This is a genomic window from Dorea acetigenes (genome assembly GCF_025567385.1).
Lineage (GTDB): Bacteria > Bacillota > Clostridia > Lachnospirales > Lachnospiraceae > Claveliimonas > Claveliimonas acetigenes.
Genome location: NZ_JAOQJU010000001.1, coordinates 39,700 through 61,944 on the forward strand (window position 1 = coordinate 39,700; position 22,245 = coordinate 61,944).

At 46.6% G+C, this 22,245-nt stretch carries 23 protein-coding genes and 1 other annotated feature; all 23 genes read left to right on the forward strand.

Features of this window, described 5'->3' with window-relative positions; translation table 11 throughout:
• Positions 1-43 precede the first annotated feature (43 nt).
• The 23 genes from OCV99_RS00225 to OCV99_RS00335 all read left to right on the forward strand — a co-directional run bounded on the left by OCV99_RS00225 (position 44) and on the right by OCV99_RS00335 (position 22,236).
• A complete protein-coding gene (locus OCV99_RS00225) occupies positions 44-1,300 on the forward strand; it encodes an ABC transporter substrate-binding protein (RefSeq protein ID WP_158367185.1) in 1,257 nt (418 codons plus the stop codon).
• A complete protein-coding gene (locus OCV99_RS00230) occupies positions 1,300-2,169 on the forward strand; it encodes an ABC transporter permease (protein WP_158367188.1) in 870 nt (289 codons plus the stop codon). The genes OCV99_RS00225 and OCV99_RS00230 overlap by 1 nt, the downstream gene beginning before the upstream one ends.
• A gap of 3 nt (positions 2,170-2,172) precedes the next feature.
• The gene (locus OCV99_RS00235; protein ID WP_158367190.1) at positions 2,173-2,985 is read left to right on the forward strand and encodes an ABC transporter permease; all 813 of its coding nucleotides are present in this window, start codon (positions 2,173-2,175) and stop codon (positions 2,983-2,985) included.
• Between the two features lie 16 nt (positions 2,986-3,001).
• Entirely contained in the window at positions 3,002-4,060 is a 1,059-nt protein-coding gene (locus OCV99_RS00240) for an ABC transporter ATP-binding protein (RefSeq protein ID WP_158367193.1), read from the forward strand.
• Entirely contained in the window at positions 4,041-4,940 is a 900-nt protein-coding gene (locus tag OCV99_RS00245; RefSeq protein ID WP_158367196.1) for a nucleoside hydrolase, read from the forward strand. Before OCV99_RS00240 ends, OCV99_RS00245 begins: the two co-directional genes overlap by 20 nt.
• Positions 4,925-5,605 carry a TIGR04282 family arsenosugar biosynthesis glycosyltransferase gene (locus OCV99_RS00250; RefSeq protein ID WP_262574414.1) on the forward strand — a complete coding sequence of 227 codons (681 nt, stop codon included), beginning with the start codon at positions 4,925-4,927 and terminating at the stop codon, positions 5,603-5,605. The genes OCV99_RS00245 and OCV99_RS00250 overlap by 16 nt, the downstream gene beginning before the upstream one ends.
• A 15-nt stretch (positions 5,606-5,620) precedes the next feature.
• Entirely contained in the window at positions 5,621-6,568 is a 948-nt protein-coding gene (locus OCV99_RS00255; RefSeq protein WP_158367201.1) for a sulfurtransferase, read from the forward strand.
• A 4-nt stretch (positions 6,569-6,572) separates the two neighbouring features.
• Positions 6,573-7,247: a TIGR04283 family arsenosugar biosynthesis glycosyltransferase gene (locus OCV99_RS00260; RefSeq protein WP_158367204.1), complete on the forward strand. Its 675-nt coding sequence runs from the start codon at positions 6,573-6,575 to the stop codon at positions 7,245-7,247.
• Between the two features lie 14 nt (positions 7,248-7,261).
• Positions 7,262-8,590 (forward strand): glycosyltransferase, encoded by a 1,329-nt coding sequence (locus OCV99_RS00265; RefSeq protein ID WP_158367207.1) that lies wholly within the window; start codon positions 7,262-7,264, stop codon positions 8,588-8,590.
• The gene (locus OCV99_RS00270; protein WP_158367210.1) at positions 8,583-9,629 is read left to right on the forward strand and encodes an aminoglycoside phosphotransferase family protein; all 1,047 of its coding nucleotides are present in this window, start codon (positions 8,583-8,585) and stop codon (positions 9,627-9,629) included. The genes OCV99_RS00265 and OCV99_RS00270 overlap by 8 nt, the downstream gene beginning before the upstream one ends.
• A gap of 86 nt (positions 9,630-9,715) precedes the next feature.
• Positions 9,716-9,977: a binding site (T-box leader), on the forward strand.
• Between the two features lie 58 nt (positions 9,978-10,035).
• Complete coding sequence (locus OCV99_RS00275) at positions 10,036-12,696, forward strand: valine--tRNA ligase (protein WP_158367213.1); 2,661 nt, start codon at positions 10,036-10,038, stop codon at positions 12,694-12,696.
• A 49-nt stretch (positions 12,697-12,745) separates the two neighbouring features.
• On the forward strand, positions 12,746-14,959 hold the full coding sequence (locus OCV99_RS00280; RefSeq protein WP_158367216.1) for an LTA synthase family protein: 2,214 nt from the start codon (positions 12,746-12,748) through the stop codon (positions 14,957-14,959).
• A gap of 5 nt (positions 14,960-14,964) precedes the next feature.
• A complete protein-coding gene (locus OCV99_RS00285; RefSeq protein WP_158367219.1) occupies positions 14,965-16,320 on the forward strand; it encodes a bifunctional folylpolyglutamate synthase/dihydrofolate synthase in 1,356 nt (451 codons plus the stop codon).
• Positions 16,314-16,451, forward strand: a complete 138-nt coding sequence (locus tag OCV99_RS00290; RefSeq protein ID WP_227192743.1) for a hypothetical protein — start codon at positions 16,314-16,316, stop codon at positions 16,449-16,451. The genes OCV99_RS00285 and OCV99_RS00290 overlap by 7 nt, the downstream gene beginning before the upstream one ends.
• 26 nt (positions 16,452-16,477) lie before the next feature.
• Positions 16,478-17,839: a tetratricopeptide repeat protein gene (locus OCV99_RS00295; RefSeq protein ID WP_158367222.1), complete on the forward strand. Its 1,362-nt coding sequence runs from the start codon at positions 16,478-16,480 to the stop codon at positions 17,837-17,839.
• Between the two features lie 80 nt (positions 17,840-17,919).
• On the forward strand, positions 17,920-18,231 hold the full coding sequence (locus tag OCV99_RS00300) for an STAS domain-containing protein (protein ID WP_158367225.1): 312 nt from the start codon (positions 17,920-17,922) through the stop codon (positions 18,229-18,231).
• A 1-nt stretch (position 18,232) separates the two neighbouring features.
• On the forward strand, positions 18,233-18,691 hold the full coding sequence (gene spoIIAB / locus OCV99_RS00305; RefSeq protein ID WP_158367228.1) for an anti-sigma F factor: 459 nt from the start codon (positions 18,233-18,235) through the stop codon (positions 18,689-18,691).
• A complete protein-coding gene (locus OCV99_RS00310; RefSeq protein ID WP_158367231.1) occupies positions 18,670-19,383 on the forward strand; it encodes a SigF/SigG family RNA polymerase sporulation sigma factor in 714 nt (237 codons plus the stop codon). The genes spoIIAB and OCV99_RS00310 overlap by 22 nt, the downstream gene beginning before the upstream one ends.
• A gap of 109 nt (positions 19,384-19,492) precedes the next feature.
• Positions 19,493-19,672 (forward strand): hypothetical protein, encoded by a 180-nt coding sequence (locus tag OCV99_RS00315; RefSeq protein WP_158367234.1) that lies wholly within the window; start codon positions 19,493-19,495, stop codon positions 19,670-19,672.
• The gene (locus OCV99_RS00320; RefSeq protein WP_158367237.1) at positions 19,656-20,342 is read left to right on the forward strand and encodes a stage V sporulation protein AA; all 687 of its coding nucleotides are present in this window, start codon (positions 19,656-19,658) and stop codon (positions 20,340-20,342) included. The genes OCV99_RS00315 and OCV99_RS00320 overlap by 17 nt, the downstream gene beginning before the upstream one ends.
• Positions 20,302-20,718 carry a stage V sporulation protein AB gene (locus tag OCV99_RS00325; RefSeq protein WP_158367240.1) on the forward strand — a complete coding sequence of 139 codons (417 nt, stop codon included), beginning with the start codon at positions 20,302-20,304 and terminating at the stop codon, positions 20,716-20,718. Before OCV99_RS00320 ends, OCV99_RS00325 begins: the two co-directional genes overlap by 41 nt.
• A 49-nt stretch (positions 20,719-20,767) precedes the next feature.
• Positions 20,768-21,226 (forward strand): SpoVA/SpoVAEb family sporulation membrane protein, encoded by a 459-nt coding sequence (locus tag OCV99_RS00330; RefSeq protein ID WP_227192766.1) that lies wholly within the window; start codon positions 20,768-20,770, stop codon positions 21,224-21,226.
• A complete protein-coding gene (locus OCV99_RS00335) occupies positions 21,226-22,236 on the forward strand; it encodes a stage V sporulation protein AD (RefSeq protein WP_158367753.1) in 1,011 nt (336 codons plus the stop codon). The genes OCV99_RS00330 and OCV99_RS00335 overlap by 1 nt, the downstream gene beginning before the upstream one ends.
• The last annotated feature ends 9 nt before the right edge of the window (positions 22,237-22,245 follow it).

Sequence of the window (22,245 nt, forward strand, 5' to 3'; positions counted from 1 at the left end):
GGGCAGAAGCCTGAATAGATAGAAAAGAAAGAGGAGAAAGAAGATGAAAAAGAGAGTAGTATCCGTGTTGTTAGCGGCAACTATGGTGTTGTCACTTACTGCATGCGGAAGCCGAAATGACGAGTCTTCTTCTGAAAAAAAGGAAGCAAAAGAAGAGGTAAATATTGAGGATATGAGCTTTGATGAGCTGAAAGAAGAAGCCAAAGGAAGTACGGTAACCTTCTATGGCTGGGGCGGCGACGAGAAGCTGAATGCGTGGCTGGACGATGTGTTTGCACCGGCTATGAAGGAAAAATATGATATTACCATGGAGCGCGTGCCTATGGATATCGAGCAGGTTTTAAGTCAGCTTTCCGGCGAGATTGAGGCCGGGACGGAAGACGGAAGTATCGACATGATCTGGATTAACGGAGAAAATTTCCAGTCTGCAAAAGAGAACAATATGCTGTATGGACCGTTTGTGGACAAGCTTCCGAATTTTGAAGAATACATTGACACAGAGTCAGAGGATGTTACCATGGATTTTGCTTATCCGATAGAAGGATATGAGGCACCTTATGGAAAAGCACAGGTGGTTATGATGGTAGATACGGCTGTGACACCGGAGATGCCGGCGAATGCAGAGGAATTCATGGAATTTGTGAAAAAATATCCGGGCAAAGTAACCTATCCGGCACTTCCGGATTTTACAGGGAGCGTATTTGTAAGAAATATTATCAGTGAAATCTGCGGATGGGAGCAGTTTATGGATATGGAGCCGGATAAAGAGACGGTAAAGGCTGCCATTGAACCGGCGCTTGCATATCTGAGAGAGTTGAATCCATATCTTTGGAATGAAGGCAAGACATTTCCGGATTCTTCTGTGACACAGGATAATATGTTTGCAGATGGTGAACTGGTATTTAACGTAACTTATGGTGCATATGATGTCCCGGTTGCCATTGAAGATGGAAAATATACAGAGACTACCCAGTCTTTCCAATTTGACAAAGGTACCATCGGCAACACGAATTTCATGGCGATTGCAGCAAATTCAGGAAATAAAGCGGGAGCCATGGTTGCCATCAATGAAATGATGTCTCCGGAAATCCAGGCGGACAGATTCGCAACGATGAAGACGCTTCCGGTTGTTGATTATGACAAATTAAATGACGAACAGAAGGCGGCATTTGATGAAGTAGAGCTTGGCAAAGGGGCAATCCCGCAGGATGAACTGTTATCTAAACGTATTCCTGAGATGCCGGCAGAACTGGTGCCGATTATTGAAGAAATCTGGCAGGAAGAGGTTGTAGGAAAATAATGCGAAAGAAATGGACGCCTTATGCGCTGCTGGTTCCGCAGCTTGTCCTGAGCGTTATATTTTTGATTGGACTTATTACTGGAATCACTCAGAGTTTAGGGGTGGTTCCAGCTTTTGGATTAACGGAACCGACGCTTACATATTACAAAGAAGTGCTGACAAGGCCGGACATGCTGCAGTCAGTGTTGTACAGTCTCCATATTGCATTTGCCTCGGCTTTTTTTGCGACGGTTATCGGCGTGATTCTTTGTGCGGTGATTGTGATGCAGGGGAAGACGAAGGGAGGCTTTATGAGAATCGTACAACTGCCGATTGTTGTCCCCCATGTAGTTGTGGCTCTTTTTATTGTGAATATTTTTTCTCAAAATGGTCTGCTTGCAAGGATGGCTTTTGCGCTGGGAATTATCGGAGACCAGCAGGATTCTCCTGTGATTGTTTATAATGCAAATGGAATGGGGGTTATTCTGGCGTATTTGTGGAAGGAGATTCCCTTCATTATTTATTTTGTGATTGCGTTGATGGCAAATATCAATGGCAATCTGGGAGAAGCAGCAGTGAATCTTGGCGCAGGCAGGATACAGTCCTTCTGCAGGGTGACGCTTCCGCTTTGTGCCCATACGATTCTAAGTGGCTTCCTGATTATTTTTGTATTTGCGCTGGGAGCTTATGAGCTGCCGGTCTTGTTAGGGGCAACGGCGCCGAAAGCATTGCCGGTTCTTGCGTATATCCAGTATACGCATCCGGATTTACGAAACAGGCCGTATGCAATGGCGTTAAATGGGATTATTATTGTGATTTCTCTGATAAGTGCGGCTGTTTATTTTGTATTGATGAAAAAGAATATAAAGAATTTGGCGAATAAGAGATAAACTATGAAATCGAAAACAAGTATAAGTTCTAAGATTATATTGACTATATTTATGCTGGTAATCATTCTGCCGGTACTTACTCTTCTCGTGTGGACATTTACAGAGCGGTGGGCATGGCCGGATTTGTGGCCGCAGGTATTTTCCATGCGTGCAGTGGATGAAATCCTGAGGAGAAAGGAAGAGCTTATAAAGCTTTTTGCATCCAGTATCCTGATTTCCCTTGTGGTTGCTGTCTTGTCTATTGTGATAGGAACCATGACAGCAAGGGCGTTGGTGCTTTATGATTTTCCGGGAAAGGATGGGGCGTATTTCCTGAGTATTCTTCCCTTTATGGTTCCCGGGACGGTTTTTGCCATGGGTGTGCAGGTGACTTTCATTAAATTGGGACTGAATAACAATGTTTTGGGAGTTATTATCGCTCACCTGGTCTGCTCCCTTCCCTATGCAGTAAGGCTTTTGATGGATGGCACGATGGCGGTGGGAAATGGATTGGAAGAGCAGGCACGTGTTCTGGGAGCGACACCATGGAAAGCATTTTACAAAGTGACGCTTCCCATGCTGGCTCCGGTCATGTTGTCGTCTTTTAGTATGGCATATATTGTGTCCTTCAGTCAGTACTTTCTGACGCTTTTGATTGGCGGCGGGCAGGTAAAGACATTTACGATTGTAATGGTGCCGCTGCTGCAGGGAGGAAACCGCAATATTGCCAGCGTTTACAGTACAGTTTTTCTGGGCGTTACTCTGATTATTTTTGGCGTGTTCGAGTGGGCGGCGGGGCGTCTTGGCAAGAATTACGGCAGCGAGTATTATACGTAGATAAAGGAGCAGACAGATGGGACTTACAGTGGACAGACTAAGTGTAAAACTGCAGAAGGAAGAAGTTCTCCATCAGGTGAGCCTGGACATCCGGGATGGAGAATTTATCTCTTTGCTTGGTGCTTCCGGGTGCGGAAAGACGACGCTGTTAAAGAGTATTGCAGGACTGCTTGAAATAGAATCCGGAGAAATCCGTATGGGCGGGCGAGACATCAGCCGTGTGGCGCCGGAGCGCAGAGGGACGGTGATTGTATTCCAGGATCTCCGTCTGTTCCCGCATATGACGGTGGAGAAAAATATTGCATTTGCTATGGAGGTTAAGAAGATTCCGAAAGCGGAGCGCAAAGAGACAGTGAGAAGGCTGCTGAACGAGGTACAGCTTCCGGGCTACGAGAATCGTCGGATAAAAGAGATGTCGGGGGGACAGATGCAGAGGGTGGCGCTTGCCAGAGCGCTGGCGGCGAACCCGAGGATTCTGCTTTTGGATGAGCCTTTTTCCGGGCTGGATGAGAGATTGAGGCTGGAGATGGGGGCATTGGTGAAGAAGCTCCACAATGAAAGGAAACTTACGACCATCCTGGTGACTCACGACAAGCGGGAAGCTCTTCAGATGTCTGACCGCATTGTACTGATGGATCAGGGGCATATCCTTCAATATGCGTCGCCGGAGGATATTTTTTATCATCCCGCGTCCAGGAAGGTTGCAGATTATTTTGGGAAAGCAAATTATATCAGCGGCCGCGTGGAGGAACACTGTTTTTCCTGTGAATTCTTTGAGATGGCGGCAGAAAAGGAAGACGGAGAGTATGAGGTAATGCTCCGGCCTTTCGATATTCTGCCGGAGCCGGAAGGAAGCGGCTGCCTGGTGGAAGAGATTGTCTTTATGGGAGAAACGGTGCAGCTGATGTTAAAGACGCAGAAGGGCCGGATCTTCTGCCAGATGGTGAGCACAGAATTCAGAAGAATGCATATCTGTGAAGGGGATGAGATTGGAATCCGGATCAACGAAGCAGAGGCTGCGGGGAGACAGAATCTGTTTAAGAAGGAGACAGCAAATGAAGCATATTGTATATGATTGTGATAATACCTTTGGGGTGCCGCGATGTGACGTGGATGACGGACTGGCGCTTCTGTATCTGCTGGGCTGTGAAGAAGCATGGGTACACGGAATTACAGCCGCTTACGGGAACAATAAAATAGATGTGGTCTATGAGACTATCCGAAAGATGCTGCGGGAGATTGGGAGAGAAGACCTGACTCTGAAAAAAGGCGGAGCAGGAGCGGGAGATTATGAGAGTGAGGCGGCAGATTACCTGGTGGAGATGGCAGACAAATATCTGGGCGAACTGTCTATACTTGCCACAGGTTCCCTTACGAATCTGGGCGGAGCATATAAGAAGGATTCGCATTTTTTTGAAAAGGTAAAAGAGATTGTGCTGATGGGCGGCATTACAGAGACGCTGACATTTGAAAAGAAGACTATGAAAGAGCTTAATTTTTCCTGTGATCCGGAGGCTTCCTTCGCGGTGCTGCGGTATGGGAAAAATGTGTCGGTTGCCAGTGCCAACAACTGCATGAAAGTATTATTTACGAAAGAAGATTATAGACGGGAGCTTTATAGGACGGATAAGCAAATTGCAGTATATATCCGGGAAAATACAGACTATTGGTTTGGGTTTAATGAAGAGGATTACGGAATACAGGGGTTTTATAACTGGGATGTGACGGCAGCGGCATATCTGATGCATCCGGAGCTTTTTGAGGATAGAAAGAAAAGGTATGCGTTTTCTGTAAAAGATTTGGAGATAGGTTTTTTACGGGAGGATGATAAAGGAGAGACCGTGTGCAACCTTCCGGTTATCCGTGACGGCGAGAAGTTTAAGCGGAATATTTACGATACATGGATGCGGGTGGAGATGCCGGAGAGGAGGGAGAAGTTTTGCGGAAAGCATTGATTGTTTTCAGCCGGGTTCCGGTACCGGGAGCGACGAAGACCAGACTTCAGAAAAACTTTACCGGAGAAGAGTGCGCCGAACTTCACCGGGCAATTCTGATGGATCTTAAGCCCCTTACAGACGGTGAAGACTGGGACAGCTTCGTGTATTATACCCCTGCCGGAGGCGAAGCGGTGATGCGGAAACTGCTGCCGGGGGCGGCAGGGTATGAACCACAGCCGGAGAAGGAATTCGGTGCCAGAATGAGCGGCTGTATCGGACAAATATTAGAAAAGGGTTATGATGCCTGCGTGCTGGTTGGGACAGATATACCGGCGTTGGATACGAAGATTATCGGGCAGGCATTTGCAGTGATGGAAGAGAAGGATATGGTGATTGGCGCTACGGAGGATGCAGGATATTATTTGATTGGAATGAAAAAACTCCGGGATGAAGTATTCCGGGATCAGGCGTATGGTACGGGAAGCGTGTTCGCAGATACGCTGGAGAAGATCAAAGGCTGCGGCTGTACTTATGGAGTGCTTCCTGTGCTGCGGGATATCGACGAACCGGAAGATGTGTCTGCCTATCTGGAAATGTATGAGGCAGGCAGATTGGACAAGAAAATGCATACATGGGAATGTATTTTAAGGCTGAACGAAAAGTATCAGCTTCATAACGATTAGGAGGAGGAAAGAAAGATGAAGGACATGAAAAGAGTAAGAAGAGCAGGAGCGGCGCTGTTTCTGGCGCTGGCTATGGCGGCAGGAACCGTGGGATGCGGATCCAATGAGACGGCATCGGAGACGGACGCGGCGGATGATGGAGAAAGATTTCAAGGGGAATACATTATCACTGCCGATGAAGCAAAGGAGCTGGTAGGAGACGATAACGTGGTATTCGTAGATGCCAGAGGAAGCAAGCAGGCGATCCTCGGTACGATTGACGGGGCGATTGCTACCACATGGCAGGAGCTTTGTACCTGCGAAGAAGGGAAGGCCGGAGATGAGAACTGGGGCAAAATCCCGGAGGCAGACGATCTGGCAGAACGTCTTGGTGAGCTGGGACTTTCAAAAGAGAAAGAAATTGTTTTTGTGGGAGAAACGAAAGATGGTTGGGGAGATGACGCAAGGCTTCTCTGGGAGCTGGCTGCGGCAGGCTATGAGAATGTGAAGATGATTGACGGCGGTTATGCGGCTGCAAAAGCGGCTGGTGTGAAAACGCAGCATCTTGCGTCTAAACCGGAAAAGACAGAAGTGGAAATCGATGAGATTGATAATACCCATGTAATGACGACGGAAGAACTGCAGGCAAATTACGATGATTATACGATCGTGGATGTCAGAACAGACGAAGAGTACGACGGCGCTGTTCTTTACGACGAGGCACAGGGTGGCCATATGCCGGGAGCCATCCATGTAAGGTACACCGATATGTTCAAGGATGACGGCACTCTTAAGCCGAACGATGAGATCGTGGAGATGTTTGAAGCGGCAGGAGTGGAAAAGGATGATAAGGTTGTGGCATACTGTACAGGCGGAATCCGTTCTGCGTATGTACAGCTTGTTCTTGAGATGTGCGGATATGAGAACACCTGGAATTATGATCAGTCATACTGGCGCTGGTGTGTCGTAGGTGAGGTAGAGTAAATACATGGTTTCAATCATTATTCCCATATTGAATGAAGAAAAAGGAATCAGGCGGATTCAGGAGAATTTAAAAACCCTGGAAGGTGAATTTGAAGTGATTTTCAGCGATGGTGGAAGTACGGATCGGACTCTGGAGAGAATTGATCCGGACTTCCGTGTAGTCCATAGCCCCAGGGGAAGGGGAATTCAGATGAATACCGGAGCAAAAGAGGCGCAGGGGGACGTGCTGTTCTTTGTGCATAGTGATGTGCTTCTGAAAAAGGACGTCCTGCTTCAGATTCCTGATAAAATCAAGAGGGGAGAAGCGGCGGGCTGTCTTAAGATTGTCTTTGATTCGTCCCATATCCTGATGCGGATCTGTGGGTTTATGTCTAATCTGCGGGTAAAGCTGCGCAGGATTGTTTTTGCTGACCAAGGTATCCTTATACAGAAGAAATTATTTGAAAAAATGGGTGGGATGCCGCAGATGCCTCTGATGGAGGATTATGAATTTTCCCTGCGGATGAAAAAGAAGAAAATCCCCATCATAAGGATCGACAGCAGTATTCTGGTGTCTTCCCGGAGGTTCCAGAAATATGGTATGCTCTGGACTATGTGGCAGATGCAGAAATTCCAGCTGCGTTACCGGCTGGGAGGAGATGTGGAGAAGATTGCAAAAGAATATGAGAATATAAGATAGGCGGGAGAAGAACAATGGTTAGTGTATTGATGAGCACTTACAACAGAAAAGATTTGCTTCCTGAAGCGATAGAAAGTGTGTTGAATCAATCCTATACAGATTTTGAGTTTATCATTATAGACGACGGCTCGACGGATGGTTCTGAGAAAGTAATCCGTTCCTACAAGGATGAAAGAATCCGGTATATCCGTATGCCGGATAATTATTATTACTGTTATTCTGCAAATTATGGGATACAAAAGTGTTCTGGAAAATATGTTGCGATTATTAACAGTGACGATCAATGGAAGAAGGACAAGTTGGAAAAACAGGTTGCATTTATGGAATCCCATGCGGAATATGGAGCCTGTTTTACGGAAGTAAGGCTAATTGACGACGGCGGGAATCCGGCAGAGGAAGCTTTCTGTATCAGGCTGGATTCTCAGGAAGCGTATCTGCGGTACTTTTTCAGGCACAAGAATATGTTGTGCCATCCATCGGCATTGCTCCGCAGGACAATCCTTGATAAGGTAGGAGGCTTTAACCTGATGTATGGCCAGCTCGCGGATTTTGACCTGTGGATACGGATTGTGACAGAAACACCTATCTATGTGCTGCCGGAGAAGCTGACTCTTTTCAGATGGCATGAAGACGGGCAGGGACAGGTGAGCAGCGTTACCAGAGAGCATGTGGCGCAGAATTATAATGAGCAGCTTTTTGTCAGAAGAGATCTGGTTGAGCGGCTATCGGACGAACAGTTTTTGCGGACATTCCGGGAAGATTTCCGGAACCCTCTGTCCGCATCCCATGAAGAGCTGGAATTTGAAAAGGCATTTCTGATGATTGATTATTCCGGGGAAGCGGCGAGTATGAAGCTGATGGGGATGCAGAAGCTGGATCTGCTGCTCAGAAAGCCCGGTGCGGCTGATTTGCTGCGGGAGCATTTCCAGATGAAATTGCAGGATGTTTACCGGATGAACCAGGAGTGGATGTATTTGGCGCCGGATGTGCTGAGCAAGCTGGGTGAGCTTAAGATTGTGAATGCGGATCTGGAAAATCACCGGAAAGTGCTGGCCCAGGAGAGGGGGCGGCTGACAGAAGCCCAAAGTCTGGCTGAAAGACTGGAGCAGGAGAAAGAAATTTTATATCAGAAAAGAGAGAAACTTTTGCAGGAAAAGGAACTGCTGGTTCAGATAAATGCACAGCAGGAAAAGAAGCTTCAACGGGCAAATGAGAAGATAGCGGATCTGGAGGCGCGTGCAGCGAAGGCAGAGGCGGAAATCAGAGTCTATGCGGATTCTACAAGCTGGAGAATTACAGCACCTTTCCGGAAGATTATGGAGAAGGTAAAAAGAAATGGATAGGATTGAAGGATTAAGAGAATATATAAAGATGCCGGAATACCGGGAAGCGCTGGGGATTCCGGCGGGCGCAGGAGAGTTGTATCAGCCGCTTGCACAGGGAGAATATAATATTAATTATTGGTTTGTGCATCCGGTGACGGCAAAGAAGCTGGTGCTCCGGGTGAATACAGGAAGCCAGATGCACCTTGACCGTCAAATTGAATATGAACATAATGCCCTGAAAATCCTGGAGCCATCCGGGAGGACACCGAAGCCCCTTTATGTGGATGGCAGCAGGAAACACCTGAATTATGGCGTTATGGTGATGGAATATCTGGAAGGCCATGCCCTTGATTACCGAAAGGATCTGACATTGGCGGCACATTGCCTTGCGGACATCCACAGTACGCCGGTTCCGGATACGTACATTGGGTCGGGTGAAAGAATTTCGGGGACAAAAGAGAGCGGTCTTTTGCAGCCGGAGAATCCGCTGCAGGCGATTCTTGACGAGTGCAGGGAGATGGTTCAGACTTATTATCAGTCGGATCTGGGAGAAATTCAGAAAAAGAAACAGATAGAAAGACTGCTTCTCGCAGGGCAGAAAAGGGTGGATGCAGTGGGAGATTATACGGGATACCGCTGCTGTATCAATACGGAGTTAAACTCCGGCAATTTTCTCATTAATGGAGCGGGGAAGCCGAATTATCTGGTGGACTGGGAGAAGCCGCTGTACGGCGATCCGGTTCAGGATCTGGGGCATTTTCTGGCACCTACCACTACATTCTGGAAGACAGATGTCATCTTAAGCGAAGAAGAAATGTCAGATTTCGTTATGCAGTATAAAAAGGCGGCGGACGGCAGGTTTGATGTGGCGGGAATCGAAGAACGTCTGCGTCTGTTCGTGCCAATTACCTGTCTGCGTGGAATAACCTGGTGTGCCATGGCGTGGGTACAGTACCAGGAACCGGGGAGATTAATCCGAAATGAAGAAACCTTCCGGAAAATGGAAGATTATTTAAGCCGGGAATTTCTGGATATGATAGAAACAAGGTACTATTAATTTCTTTTGAATAGTGCCTTAAGACTTTCTGAAAATTCTCGAAACTCCTTGACAAATCAGGAGTCGATGGCTATCATATTCAATGTGCAAAGGCGTTGAAGAAGAGGAGTACGCATAGATTCGTCCTGAAAGAGAGAACTGCTCGAGGGCTGAAAGGCGGTTTCGGGAAAGAGGTGCGGAAGGTAGCTTTGGAGCCGGATGGCTGAACCTGAACAGACGGATCGTAGACAGAATCCCGGAGGCAAGGTCATCCCGTAGTCGTTCACGTTACAGAACAAGATGAGATATGTAGAAGATTTTCTTTCTATATATAAATAAAGGTGGTACCGCGATATAGTCGCCCTTTAGTTTTTAAAGGGCGATTTTTTTAAAATGTGAAGAAAATATACAGATAGAGGAGAGAGTTATGAGCCAGAATATGGAAACCACTTACAATCCGAAAGCGATTGAACCGAAGCTTTATGAAAAATGGTGTAAGAATAAGTATTTTCATGCGGAAGTAGACAGAGACAGGAAGCCATTTACTATTGTGATGCCGCCGCCGAATATTACCGGTAAGCTCCATATGGGGCATGCGCTGGACAATACATTGCAGGATATTCTAATCCGTTACAAAAGGATGCAGGGATACAATGCCCTTTGGGTTCCGGGGACTGACCATGCGGCAATTTCTACAGAGGTCAAGGTTACGAACCAGTTAAAAGAAGAAGGGATTGACAAGAAAGAGATCGGCAGGGAGAAATTCCTTGAGAGAACCTGGCAGTGGAAGGAAGAGTACGGCGGAACCATTAAATCTCAGCTTAAGAAGCTGGGAATATCCTGTGACTGGGACAGAGAGCGTTTCACCATGGACGAGGGATGCTCAAAAGCAGTAGAAGAAGTATTCATTAAATTGTACGAAGAAGGATATATTTACAAGGGTTCCAGAATCATCAACTGGTGTCCGGTATGTAAGACGTCTCTCTCTGACGCGGAAGTTGAACATGAAGAACAGGACGGATATTTCTGGCATATTAAGTACCCGATTGTTGGGACGGATGATTATCTGGAGATCGCGACGACCCGTCCGGAAACCATGCTTGGAGATACGGCAATCGCCGTACACCCGGATGACGAGAGATATAAAGCGATTGTAGGAAAGACCTGTAAGCTGCCGCTGACAGACAGGGAGATTCCGATTGTCGCAGATTACTATGTAGACAAGGAATTTGGAACCGGAGCGGTTAAGATTACACCGGCGCACGATCCCAATGACTTTGAGGTAGGAAAGCGGCATAATCTTCCTGAAATCAATATTATGAATGATGATGCGACGATTAACGCACAGTATGGCGGTAAATATGCGGGAATGGACCGCTATGAGGCAAGAGAGGCCATGGTGAAAGATCTAAAGGAGCAGGGATATCTGGTAAAGGTAGTTCCCCATTCCCACAATGTGGGTACACATGACCGCTGCCACACGACAGTTGAACCGCTGGTTAAGCAGCAGTGGTTTGTGAAGATGGAAGAGCTTGCGAAGCCTGCAATCAATGCCATTAAGACGGGAGAGCTGAAATTTGTCCCGGAGCGTTTTGACAAGATTTATCTTCATTGGTTAGAGAATATCCGCGACTGGTGTATTTCCAGGCAGATCTGGTGGGGACACAGGATTCCGGCGTACTATTGTGATGCGTGCGGCGAGGTAGTTGTGGCAAGACAGATGCCGGAGGTATGTCCGAAGTGCGGCTGTAAACATTTTACACAGGATGAGGATACTCTGGATACATGGTTCAGTTCAGCACTGTGGCCGTTCTCTACACTGGGATGGCCGGAGAAGACGGAAGATTTGGATTATTTCTATCCGACGGATGTGCTGGTAACCGGATATGATATTATTTTCTTCTGGGTAATCCGTATGGTATTCTCCGGATATGCCCATACAGGAAAATCACCGTTCCATACCGTATTTATCCATGGACTGGTGAGAGATTCTCAGGGACGCAAGATGAGCAAGTCTCTTGGAAATGGAATCGATCCGCTGGAGATTATTGACAAATACGGCGCAGACGCCCTGCGTATGACGCTGGTAACAGGAAACGCGCCGGGAAATGACATGCGGTTTTATAATGAACGAGTTGAGGCAAGCCGGAATTTTGCTAATAAGGTATGGAATGCTTCCCGCTTCATTATGATGAATATAGAAGGCAGGGAAATCACAGAGCCGAAGGATGTAAACGCTCGTCCGGGGGATTGCTGGATCATGTCCAGATGCAACAATCTGGTGAAAGACGTAACGGAGAACATGGACAAGTTTGAACTTGGAATTGCGCTTCAGAAGGTATATGACTTTATTTGGGATGAATTCTGTGACTGGTATATTGAGCTGGCGAAGTACCGTATCTATCACGCTGAGGAAGACGCAGAGGCGGCGAATGATGCTATGTGGACGTTGCGGGAAGTTCTGAAAAAGGCGCTGAAGCTTTTGCATCCTTTCATGCCGTTTGTGTCCGAGGAGATTTACAGTAACCTTTGTCCGGAAGAAGCGTCGCTTATGATGTCGGAATGGCCGGTATATGATGAGAGCTGGAGCTTTCCGGAGGCAGAAAATATTGCGGAGCATTTCAAGGCAATTGTAAAGGGCGTCCGCAATGTCCGCGCAGAGATGAATGTGCCGAATTCCAGAAAGGCAAAGGTCTACGTGGTATGTGAAGACCAGACACTGTGTGCTGGATTTGAAGCTTTAAAGCAGTCTGCGATTATGATGGCTGCGGCAAATGACTTCTTAATCCAGCAGGATAAGACAGGAATTGCTGATGATGCGGTGTCTGTTGTAGTTCCGGATGCTACGGTATATGTACCGTTAGAGGAACTGATTGATTTTGAGCAGGAAATGGAACGGCTTCGTAAAGAAGAGAGCAGGCTTACAAAGGAAATTGCCCGTTCCAATGGAATGCTGAATAATGAGAAGTTTGTAAGCAAAGCACCGGCGGCTAAGGTGCAGGAAGAAAAAGATAAACTGGAGAAATACCAGCAGATGATGGATCAGGTTAAAGAGAGGCTTGAGGGATTAAAAGCAAAGATGTCATAGAAAACACAGGGGACGCATTTGTCCCCTCATGTGGAAACAAGGGGATGCTATGAAGAAGATTCATTTCAAAAAGCCGGATGTTAAAGGAACTGTAAAAAAAATAAAGCATTTGAAGCGAGAAGATATAAAGGCGTGGTGGAAGGCAAAAGGCGAGAGACGGGAGCGGATACTGAATGAGCGGCGCAACAGTGCGTTTGCGAAGAAGATGAAGCCTGTCTATGCATTTATGAACCGTTTTTCCCTCCTGTTTCATGCCTTGCTTGCCTGCATGATTAACTTCGCCATAGAAGGTATTTCCAGGCGTTCTCTGTTTGAGGCATGGGATTACATGACAGAGACGCCGCTGGTATTTTTATACAATGCGTTCATGATATTTATGACGTTTTCTATTGTATATCTGTTCAGAAGGCGAGTTTTTGTCAGGATTATCATCAGTGTGCTCTGGATGGTTCTTGGCGTATGCAACGGCTATATGCTGTTGAAGCGTGTCACGCCCTTTAATGCACAGGATTTGAAGGTGGCGACGGATGCAGTTTCTTTGATTAACAATTATTTCAATCCCTTTGAGCTGGTGATACTTTCTGTGGGGATTGTGGCAGTCGTGGTCTGGGTAATCTCCATGTGGCGGCGGGGAGGACAGTATGAAGGCAAACTTCACAGAGTTGTGGCACTGATTGGTGTTTTTGTATGCTTCGGTATCTATTCTGTTCTAACAACCGCGGCGCTGGACAAACGGGTGATTTCCAATTATTTTGGAAATATTGCCTTTGCTTATGAGGATTATGGGCTTCCCTATTGTTTCATGGCAAGCCTGTTCAATACAGGGATTGATGAGCCGAATGATTACAGTGAGGAAACCATGGCTGAAATCAGTAACAATGGCGAGATTACCAAGACGGAAACCAGTCTTACCCAGGAGGAAATGCCGAACATTATTTTTATTCAGCTGGAATCTTATTTTGATGTGGAAGAGGCAGAATTTTTTACCACTTCGGAAGATGCATGCCCGAATCTTCACAAGATGTATGAGAATTTTTCCAGTGGTTACTTTAAAGTACCATCGGTAGGAGCCGGAACGGCCAATACAGAATTTGAAGTGCTGACAGGGATGAATCTGCGGTACTTCGGACCGGGTGAGTATCCTTTTAAAACTTATGTGAAGGAGAAACCGTGCGAGAGTGTGGCGACGGCGCTGTCTGCGCTGGGCTACGGCACCCATGGGCTGCACAACAACGGCGGTAATTTCTACAGCCGTGCCAGGGTCTATAACAATATGGGCTTTGATACATTTACAAGCAAAGAATTTATGAATATCCTTCAGACTACGGAGAATGGATGGGCGAAGGACGATATTCTGATAGAGCATATTCTGGAGGCGATGGACACCACAGAGCAGCAGGATCTGGTAGTGGGAATCAGTGTCCAGGGACACGGAGATTATCCGGAGGAACAGGTGATTGAGAATCCGAAAATCAAAGTGCAGGGAATTGAAGATGAAGCGTTGAAAAATAAATGGGAGTATTACGTAAATCAAGTGTATGAGATGGACGCATTTGCCGGAAAGCTTGTACAGGCGATTGAGGACAGGGGAGAGCCGACTGTCATCGTGTTCTATGGCGATCACCTTCCTACGATGGGGCTGAAGGCAGAGGATCTTAAGAGCCGCTATCTCTATAATACCAATTATGTGATCTGGGATAATATCGGACTGCCTAAGGAAGACGGCAATATTCCGGCCTATCAGATTGTGGCAGAGGTGTTTGACCGTCTGGGTATTCATTCCGGTACGGTATTTAATTATCATCAGGAAAGGAATCAGACGAAGAATTATCTGTCGGATCTGGAGCTTCTGCAGTATGATATTCTCTACGGTGAGCAGTATGTATATGACGGGGAGCCGCCGATTACAGAGGGGCATATGCAGATGGGGGTTAAGGATGTTACTTTGTCGGAAATTGTTTCTCATCTGGATGGAGGGTATAGCCTTTATGGAGAGAATTTTACAAAATCCAGTAAAGTGTATGTAAATGGCGAGAAGCAAAAGGGAATAAAGTTCCTGAATAATACCAGGATTGAGCTGCCGGAGACAACGCTGGAGGATGGAGACGTGATTACCGTCAGTCAGGTAGGCTCAAGCAACACCATATTCAGGACTTCATCGGAGTATATTTATGAAGACGGGAAGCTTACGGAAGTTCCCGGCACAGGAACCGGAAAGGAAGGGGTATCCTGGGTAGAAGCAACGAAAGAGGATGAAGAATAGCAGCGATGAATTATCAGGAAGCAGTTGATTATATAGAAGAGATTCCAAAGTTTACGAAAAAGCATACTCTTTCACATACAGCAGAATTCTTAAGAAGACTGGGAAATCCACAGACAGGGCAGAAAATCATCCATGTGGCGGGAACCAATGGAAAAGGCTCTGTCTGTGCCTATATGCAGGCGATTTTGCTGGCGGAAGGGAAACACGTGGGATTTTTTACATCTCCCCATCTGGTTTCTATTAATGAGCGGATAAGGATAGATAATAAGCAGATAGATGATGAGACATTTCTGAAAGCATTTCTGCGCGTGAAAGCAGTGACAGATCAGATGGAAGCGGAGGAAATCGCCCATCCGTCTTATTTTGAATTTCTGTTTGGTATGGGGATGACGGTATTTGCCGGAAAGAAACCGGATTATATTATTCTTGAAACCGGACTTGGCGGAAGGCTGGATGCTACGAATGCCGTCGAAAATCCGGCGCTTACCATTATTACTTCTATCAGTCTGGATCATACCAGGTATCTGGGCAATACAATCAGAGAAATTGCAGCGGAGAAGGCGGGAATCCTGAAAAAAGGGATTCCTGTTATCTGTGACGCGGGAAATGAAGAGGCGCTTGCAGTAATCAGAAACCGGGCGGAATCACTTTCGTCGGAGTGTAGAGAAATCTCGAAAAATGCGTTCAAAATCATTGAAATTACGGACAAACATATTGCTTTTTTCAGAAGAAGTGCGTATGATGATAGTATTCCGTGGAGGCTTAGGGGCTGCGGTTTGTATCAGGCGATGAATGCGTCTATTGCCATTGCGGCGATGGAATATTTATTGTTAGAAGGAGAGAGGGCAGCCGGAGACACAGATAGGGAGAGCTATTATTCCAGATGGCGGGCAGCACTTTCGGCTGTCACCTGGGAATGCCGTATGGAAGAGGTCCTTCCGGGTGTTTTTATTGATGGAGCTCATAATCCCGGGGCAGTCGAAGCTTTTGTGGAAAGCGTGCGTGCGGTGGAGACAGCTGCATGCCCGAAGAGCGAAAAGGGAGAACTTCCGGTAATCCTTTTTTCGGCGGTGGAAGATAAAGAATATGAGCAGATGATTGCATATCTGTGCAGGCATTTGAAAGTAAAGACATTTGTAATTACGGAAGTAGAAGACAGAAGGAAGGTTCCGGCGGACAAGCTGGGACGGATTTTCAGAAAATATACAGAAGAAAGCGTCTTGGTGAGAGCGGACAGAAAGGAAGCTTTCCGGGAGGCGTTAAGCCGGAAGGAACCTGGTGGGAAGGTGTACTGCCTGGGGTCGCTTTATCTGGCGGGAGCAATAAAAGAAGAATTGGACGGGAGGAAGACCGTATGTTAGATTATGAAGAAGAACTGAAGAAATTCCAGCCAAGCCTGGAAGTGCAGGACATAGAGGAAGCCGTATATCAGGAAGATCTGACGGATATGTCAGATATCCTGCGGGAAATGATTGAACAGACGAACAAGTAGATTTTAAGGAAAGATACGAGGAGCATATGGAGTATACACAAAAACTGGTGTACCAGTCGAATTACTGGTATAATGACGGGCTTAAACGGGCAAAGATAAGAGACATGTCCGGAGCGGCAGCCTCCTTGAAGAAAAGTCTGCAATATAACAGAGAAAATACTGCGGCAAGGAATCTTCTTGGTCTGGTATATTATGGGCGGGGAGAGATAGGAGAAGCTCTGGTGGAGTGGATTCTCAGCAAGAATTTTCAGTCTCATGATAATATTGCCAATTATTATATACAGAAGGTACAGGGAGATCCGGAAGGGCTGGCAGCGGTAAACCAGGCAATCCGTAAGTATAATCAGAGCCTGGAATATTGTGGGCAGGAAGGGGAAGACCTTGCCATTATCCAACTGAAGAAAGCGATTCAGTCTCATCCGTCTTTTTTGAAGGCATATCAGCTGCTGGCGCTGCTTTATATGAAGACGGAGCAGTATTCAAAGGCGAGACAGACTCTAAGGAGCGCCCACAAGCTGGACACAACCAATGATATCACGCTCCGTTATATGCATGAGATGAAGCAACTGCGCAAGAAGGGAAATGCGCATCCAAGAAAAGAGGAGAAGTCCCAGGCAGTATCCTATCAGGTGGGCAATGATACTGTGATTCAGCCGGTGGCTGCAGGGATTAAGGGTCATGCGGGGCTGATGACGATTGTGAATATCTTGATTGGTCTTGTGGTTGGAATTGCGGTTATGTGGTTTATGGTAATGCCTGCTGTTACCAGATCCAATAATGAAAAGACAAATCAGCAGGTAGTGGAATTTAGCGACCGGATTGCTACCCAGGAGGCGCAGATCAGTGCCTTGAAGAAAGAATTGGAAGAATACCGTTCTAACGGGGAGGCGGCAGAGGCGGCACAGCAGACGGCGGAATCCACTCAGGAGAGCTATGAGATTGTTATGAGCATTTATAACAGTTACACGGAAGGGGATATGACGGATGAGGCGATGGTAACGGAGCTTTTGAAGGTAAATCCTGATGCACTGGGAATTGCGGGAAGGGAACAGTATGATTCCATGACCGGAGAACTGTATGACCGCTATGGCTCGGTGTTGTATGAGAGTGCCAGAGAGAATTATGATCTGGCTAATTATACGGAGGCGATTACCAGCCTGACTACTTTGATGCAGATGAATTCCGGTTATCAGAACGGCTATGCGATGCTTCTTCTGGCACAGTGCTATGAGGCAAGCGGAGACAGTGAGAATGCTAATGTCTGGTATACAAACCTTGACCAGAATTTCCCGGGAGTGAAGGAAGAGGCAGCGCAGAACGCGCAGGAGAGTGCAGATTACAGCGAAGATGACGGTTATTATGATGAATATTCGGAAGACTATGAATAGAAAGACAGATACGAAAGAAGAGATATGCAGGTAACTGCATATCTTTTGTTTTATAATAAGGGGAAACGAGGAGGAGTTTTATGAAATATGAAGTGCAGGAGAACTGTCTGACTATTTTTCTGCCCAGCGATCTGGATCATCACAATGCAGAAGAAATCAAGAAAGAGGCGGACCATCTGGTAGACCGGAACCATATTCGTTATATTATTTTTGATTTTGCCGAGACGAATTTTATGGACAGTTCGGGAATTGGTGTGATAATGGGGCGTTATAAGAAGATTTATATGTTGGGGGGAGAAGTCTGGGCCGCTCATACCAGCGAGCGGATGAAGAAAATATTGACGATGTCGGGAGTTACGAAAATTATGAAGATCTATGAGGAGGAAAAATAGGATGGAACAGATTGCGAATGAAATGGAATTGATATTTGACAGCAGGTCTTCTAATGAGGCCTTTGCCAGAGTGACAGTAGCTTCTTTTATGACGCAGCTCAATCCGACGCTGGAGGAGGTATCGGATGTAAAAACAGCCGTTTCAGAGGCGGTTACCAATGCGATTATTCATGGATACGAGAATGAATTACATAAAATCTATATCCGGGCGTGGATTCAGGGAAAGGATCTGTATCTGGAAATCAAAGATAAGGGCGTAGGAATTCCTGATATTAAGAAAGCGATGGAACCTCTTTTTACAACCAGACCGGAAATGGAGCGCTCAGGAATGGGGTTTTCTTTTATGGAGGCATTTATGGATGAGATAGAAGTAATCTCTAAGGTGAAGGAGGGAACCACGGTAAAAATGAAGAAAACAATTGGCAAAGGACGGGGGTTATGGACCACACAATCGCTTTAATCAAAAAATCTCACGAAGGGGATAAAGAAGCGAGGGCACAGTTGGTGGAAGAAAATACAGGGCTGGTCTGGTGTATTGTGAAACGGTTTTATAACCGGGGAGCAGAGGCGGAAGATTTGTTTCAGATTGGGAGCATTGGGCTTTTGAAGGCAATTGATAAATTCGATTTGTCCTACGATGTGAAGTTCTCGACCTATGCAGTTCCCATGATTTCGGGAGAGATTAAGCGGTTCCTTCGGGATGATGGAATGATTAAGGTTAGCCGATCGCTAAAGGAGCTTGCCTGCAAAGCATTCAGCTGTCAGGAGGGGCTGAGAAGGAAGCTTGGCAGGGAACCGCTGCTTGCAGAGATTGCGGCGGAACTTAAGGTGGATAAGGAAGAACTGGCGGCAGCGATGGAAGCGAGTGCAGAAGTGGAATCCTTGCATAAAACCATTTATCAGAAGGATGGGCATGAGATTTCCCTGATGGATAAGCTGGAGGAGCAGGAGACAGGGGAAGACAAGGTGGTGGATCACATGCTTTTGTCGGAGCTTTTAAAAGCGCTTAATGGGGAAGAGAGAAAGTTGATCTATCTGCGGTATTTTGCCGGCCGGACCCAGTCGGATGTGGGGAAAATCCTGGGAGTGTCGCAGGTCCAGGTATCAAGGATGGAGAAAAAAATCCTTGGGCGGCTGCGAGAAAAATTATAAATAAAAACAGCAAAAAGCATACCGGTGCATATTTTTCCGGAGATTATCCATACTAACACAAGAATCAGGAATTCTTTTATTTATTTTAGAAGAAGGAAGGTGCATAAGGATGGATGAGGCCAGAAAAAAGCTCAGGGTATGCTTAATTTGTGTAGTGGCGGCGGCAGTTATTGTGGGAGTTATTTATTATTTCGGAGATGTAAGGAATGCAGAGAATGTAAACGAAGGGACACTGGTAACGATATCAGAGAACGCCGGATGGAGGCATTTTTATGGCGGCAATGAATGAGACAGTGTATATAAAAGGTGATAAGAATGTGGAAGTGACGTCACCGGAAGTGTCTCTTGGGCAGGTCGTAAAAATTGAGTGCGGTAATCCGGAGATTGTCCCAAAACTGAAGGCGCTGAAGCTTCTGAAATTTGTTGATAATCCGAAGAAAGAGAAGAAAAAGGGAAGGAGCCGGACGGTAGTATCGGTTCTTAAGGTTATTGAGTGTATTCATGAGCAGTACCCCAATATCGAGGTGCAAAATATGGGAGAGAAGGACATGATTGTCACTTACGAGAACCAGCATACTCCGGGAGGAATGGTACATGCGGTGAAAGTGGTCTGCGTGGTGCTGATTACCTTTGTGGGGGCGGCATTTTCGATTATGGCATTTAATAATGACGTAGATACGACAAAACTGTTCGGCCAGATCTATGAGCTTCTTGCGGGTAGACCTTCCGACGGATTTACGATGTTGGAGCTGTCCTATTGTATCGGACTGGTTATAGGTATTCTTGTCTTTTTCAATCATTTCGGCAAGAAGCGGTTTTCCGTTGATCCCACGCCGATGGAAGTGGAAATGCGGCTCTATGAAAATGATATTGAAACGACACTGGTGGAAACCTATGGAAGAAGGGGGAAAGAGCTGGATGTGGGGACTACAGATTGTGCTGGCAGTCATAGGTCTTAGTGCAGGAATTACAGTGGCAGGAGGACTGTTTTCTTTTATCAGTGGCCTGGGGGTTATCTCTGATTTTGCAGACCGGACGCATACGGGGGAGCATATTTTATTATATGAGGATGCCACCGCCCTTGGAGGGATTCTGGGAAATATTTTTATTATTTATCAGATAGAGATTCCCTGTGCAGAAATTCTGCTCCCTGTATTTGGGATACTGGCGGGGATTTTTGTGGGCTGCTGGGCTATGGCGTTGGCAGAGATGCTGAATGTCTTTCCTATTTTTGTAAGAAGGGCAAAGCTGATCAGATGTATTCCGTGGGTAATACTGGGAATGGCACTTGGAAAAGGCATAGGAGCATTTCTTTTCTTTTTTCACCGCTGGTAGTATCAGTCCGGCAGTAGTTTATGAATTTGGAGGAAACACAATGAAACAGATGACAGAGAGTGAAAAACAAGCTTATCAGGAGTATGTAAAACAGAAGACTCCTATGCACAGCCTTCCGGCAAATATGGCAAAAGCCTTTGTCGTGGGAGGAATCATCTGTGTGATAGGGCAGGGAATCTTAAATTATTGTGAGAAGCTGGGACTTGATAAAGATACCGGCGGAGGATGGTGCTCGTTACTTCTGGTGCTGGGCAGTGTTCTGTTGACAGGATTAAATCTCTATCCGCGTATCGCCAAATGGGGAGGAGCGGGAGCGTTAGTGCCGATTACCGGATTTGCTAATTCGGTGGCTGCTCCGGCAATTGAGTATAAGAAAGAAGGCCAGGTCATGGGAATTGGCTGCAAGATATTCACAATTGCAGGTCCGGTTATTTTGTATGGGATTTTTACAAGCTGGATACTCGGGCTGATTTATTGGATTGCGTTGAAAGCGGGGATTGTAGGATGATGGAGAAGAAAAAAGGCGGACAAAGTATTGCATTTGACAGAGCACCTTATCTGATAGAGAGCGCCTCCGTCGTGGGAAAGAAGGAAGGCGAGGGACCGTTGGGAAAGTTTTTCGATATGGTAGAAGAAGACAATCTGTTTGGGGAAAATACCTGGGAAGAGGCAGAAAGTACCATGCAGAAGGAGGCATGTACACTGGCGCTTGGGAAAGCCCATGTGAAACCGGAAGAGGTAAGATTCCTCTTTGGCGGCGACCTTTTGCGTCAGGGAGTTGCCACATCGGCAGGGGTGGAGAGCCTGCAGATTCCGCTATTTGGGTTGTTTGGCGCCTGCTCCACTTCGGGGGAAGCGCTGGCACTGGCATCCATGTGTGTGGCGGCAGGATATGGGGAGTATATGCTGGCGGTGACATCCAGCCATTTCGGGAGCGCGGAAAAGGAATTCCGTTTTCCGTTGGGATATGCCAATCAAAGACCTCTGTCGGCACAGTGGACGGTGACGGGGAGCGGTGCTTTCCTTGTAGGAACTAGAAAAAGCCATGTGAGGATCAGTGGAGTGACTATTGGGAAAATCGTAGATTATGGACTGAAGGATTCTCAAAATATGGGCGCGTGTATGGCTCCTGCGGCAGCAGATACCATCCTTTGCAACATGGAAGATTTTGGAAGAAAACCGGAAGATTACAGTAGGATTATAACGGGAGATCTGGGGTATGTGGGACAGACGATCCTCTTCGATTTGATGCGCAAGAAGGGACTGGATATTATGAACAGCCATATGGACTGTGGAATGGCTATTTTTGACCAGCAGACGCAGGACACCCATGCCGGAGGAAGCGGCTGTGGCTGTGCTGCGACTACACTTGCGTCTTATATTCTTCCTAAAATCAGTAAAGGTGAGTGGAAAAGAGTATTATTTGTGCCGACCGGAGCGCTGATGTCTACGGTAAGTTACAATGAAGGAGCCAGTGTCCCGGGGATCGCGCATGGGATTGTGATAGAACATTGTTAATGCAGGAGG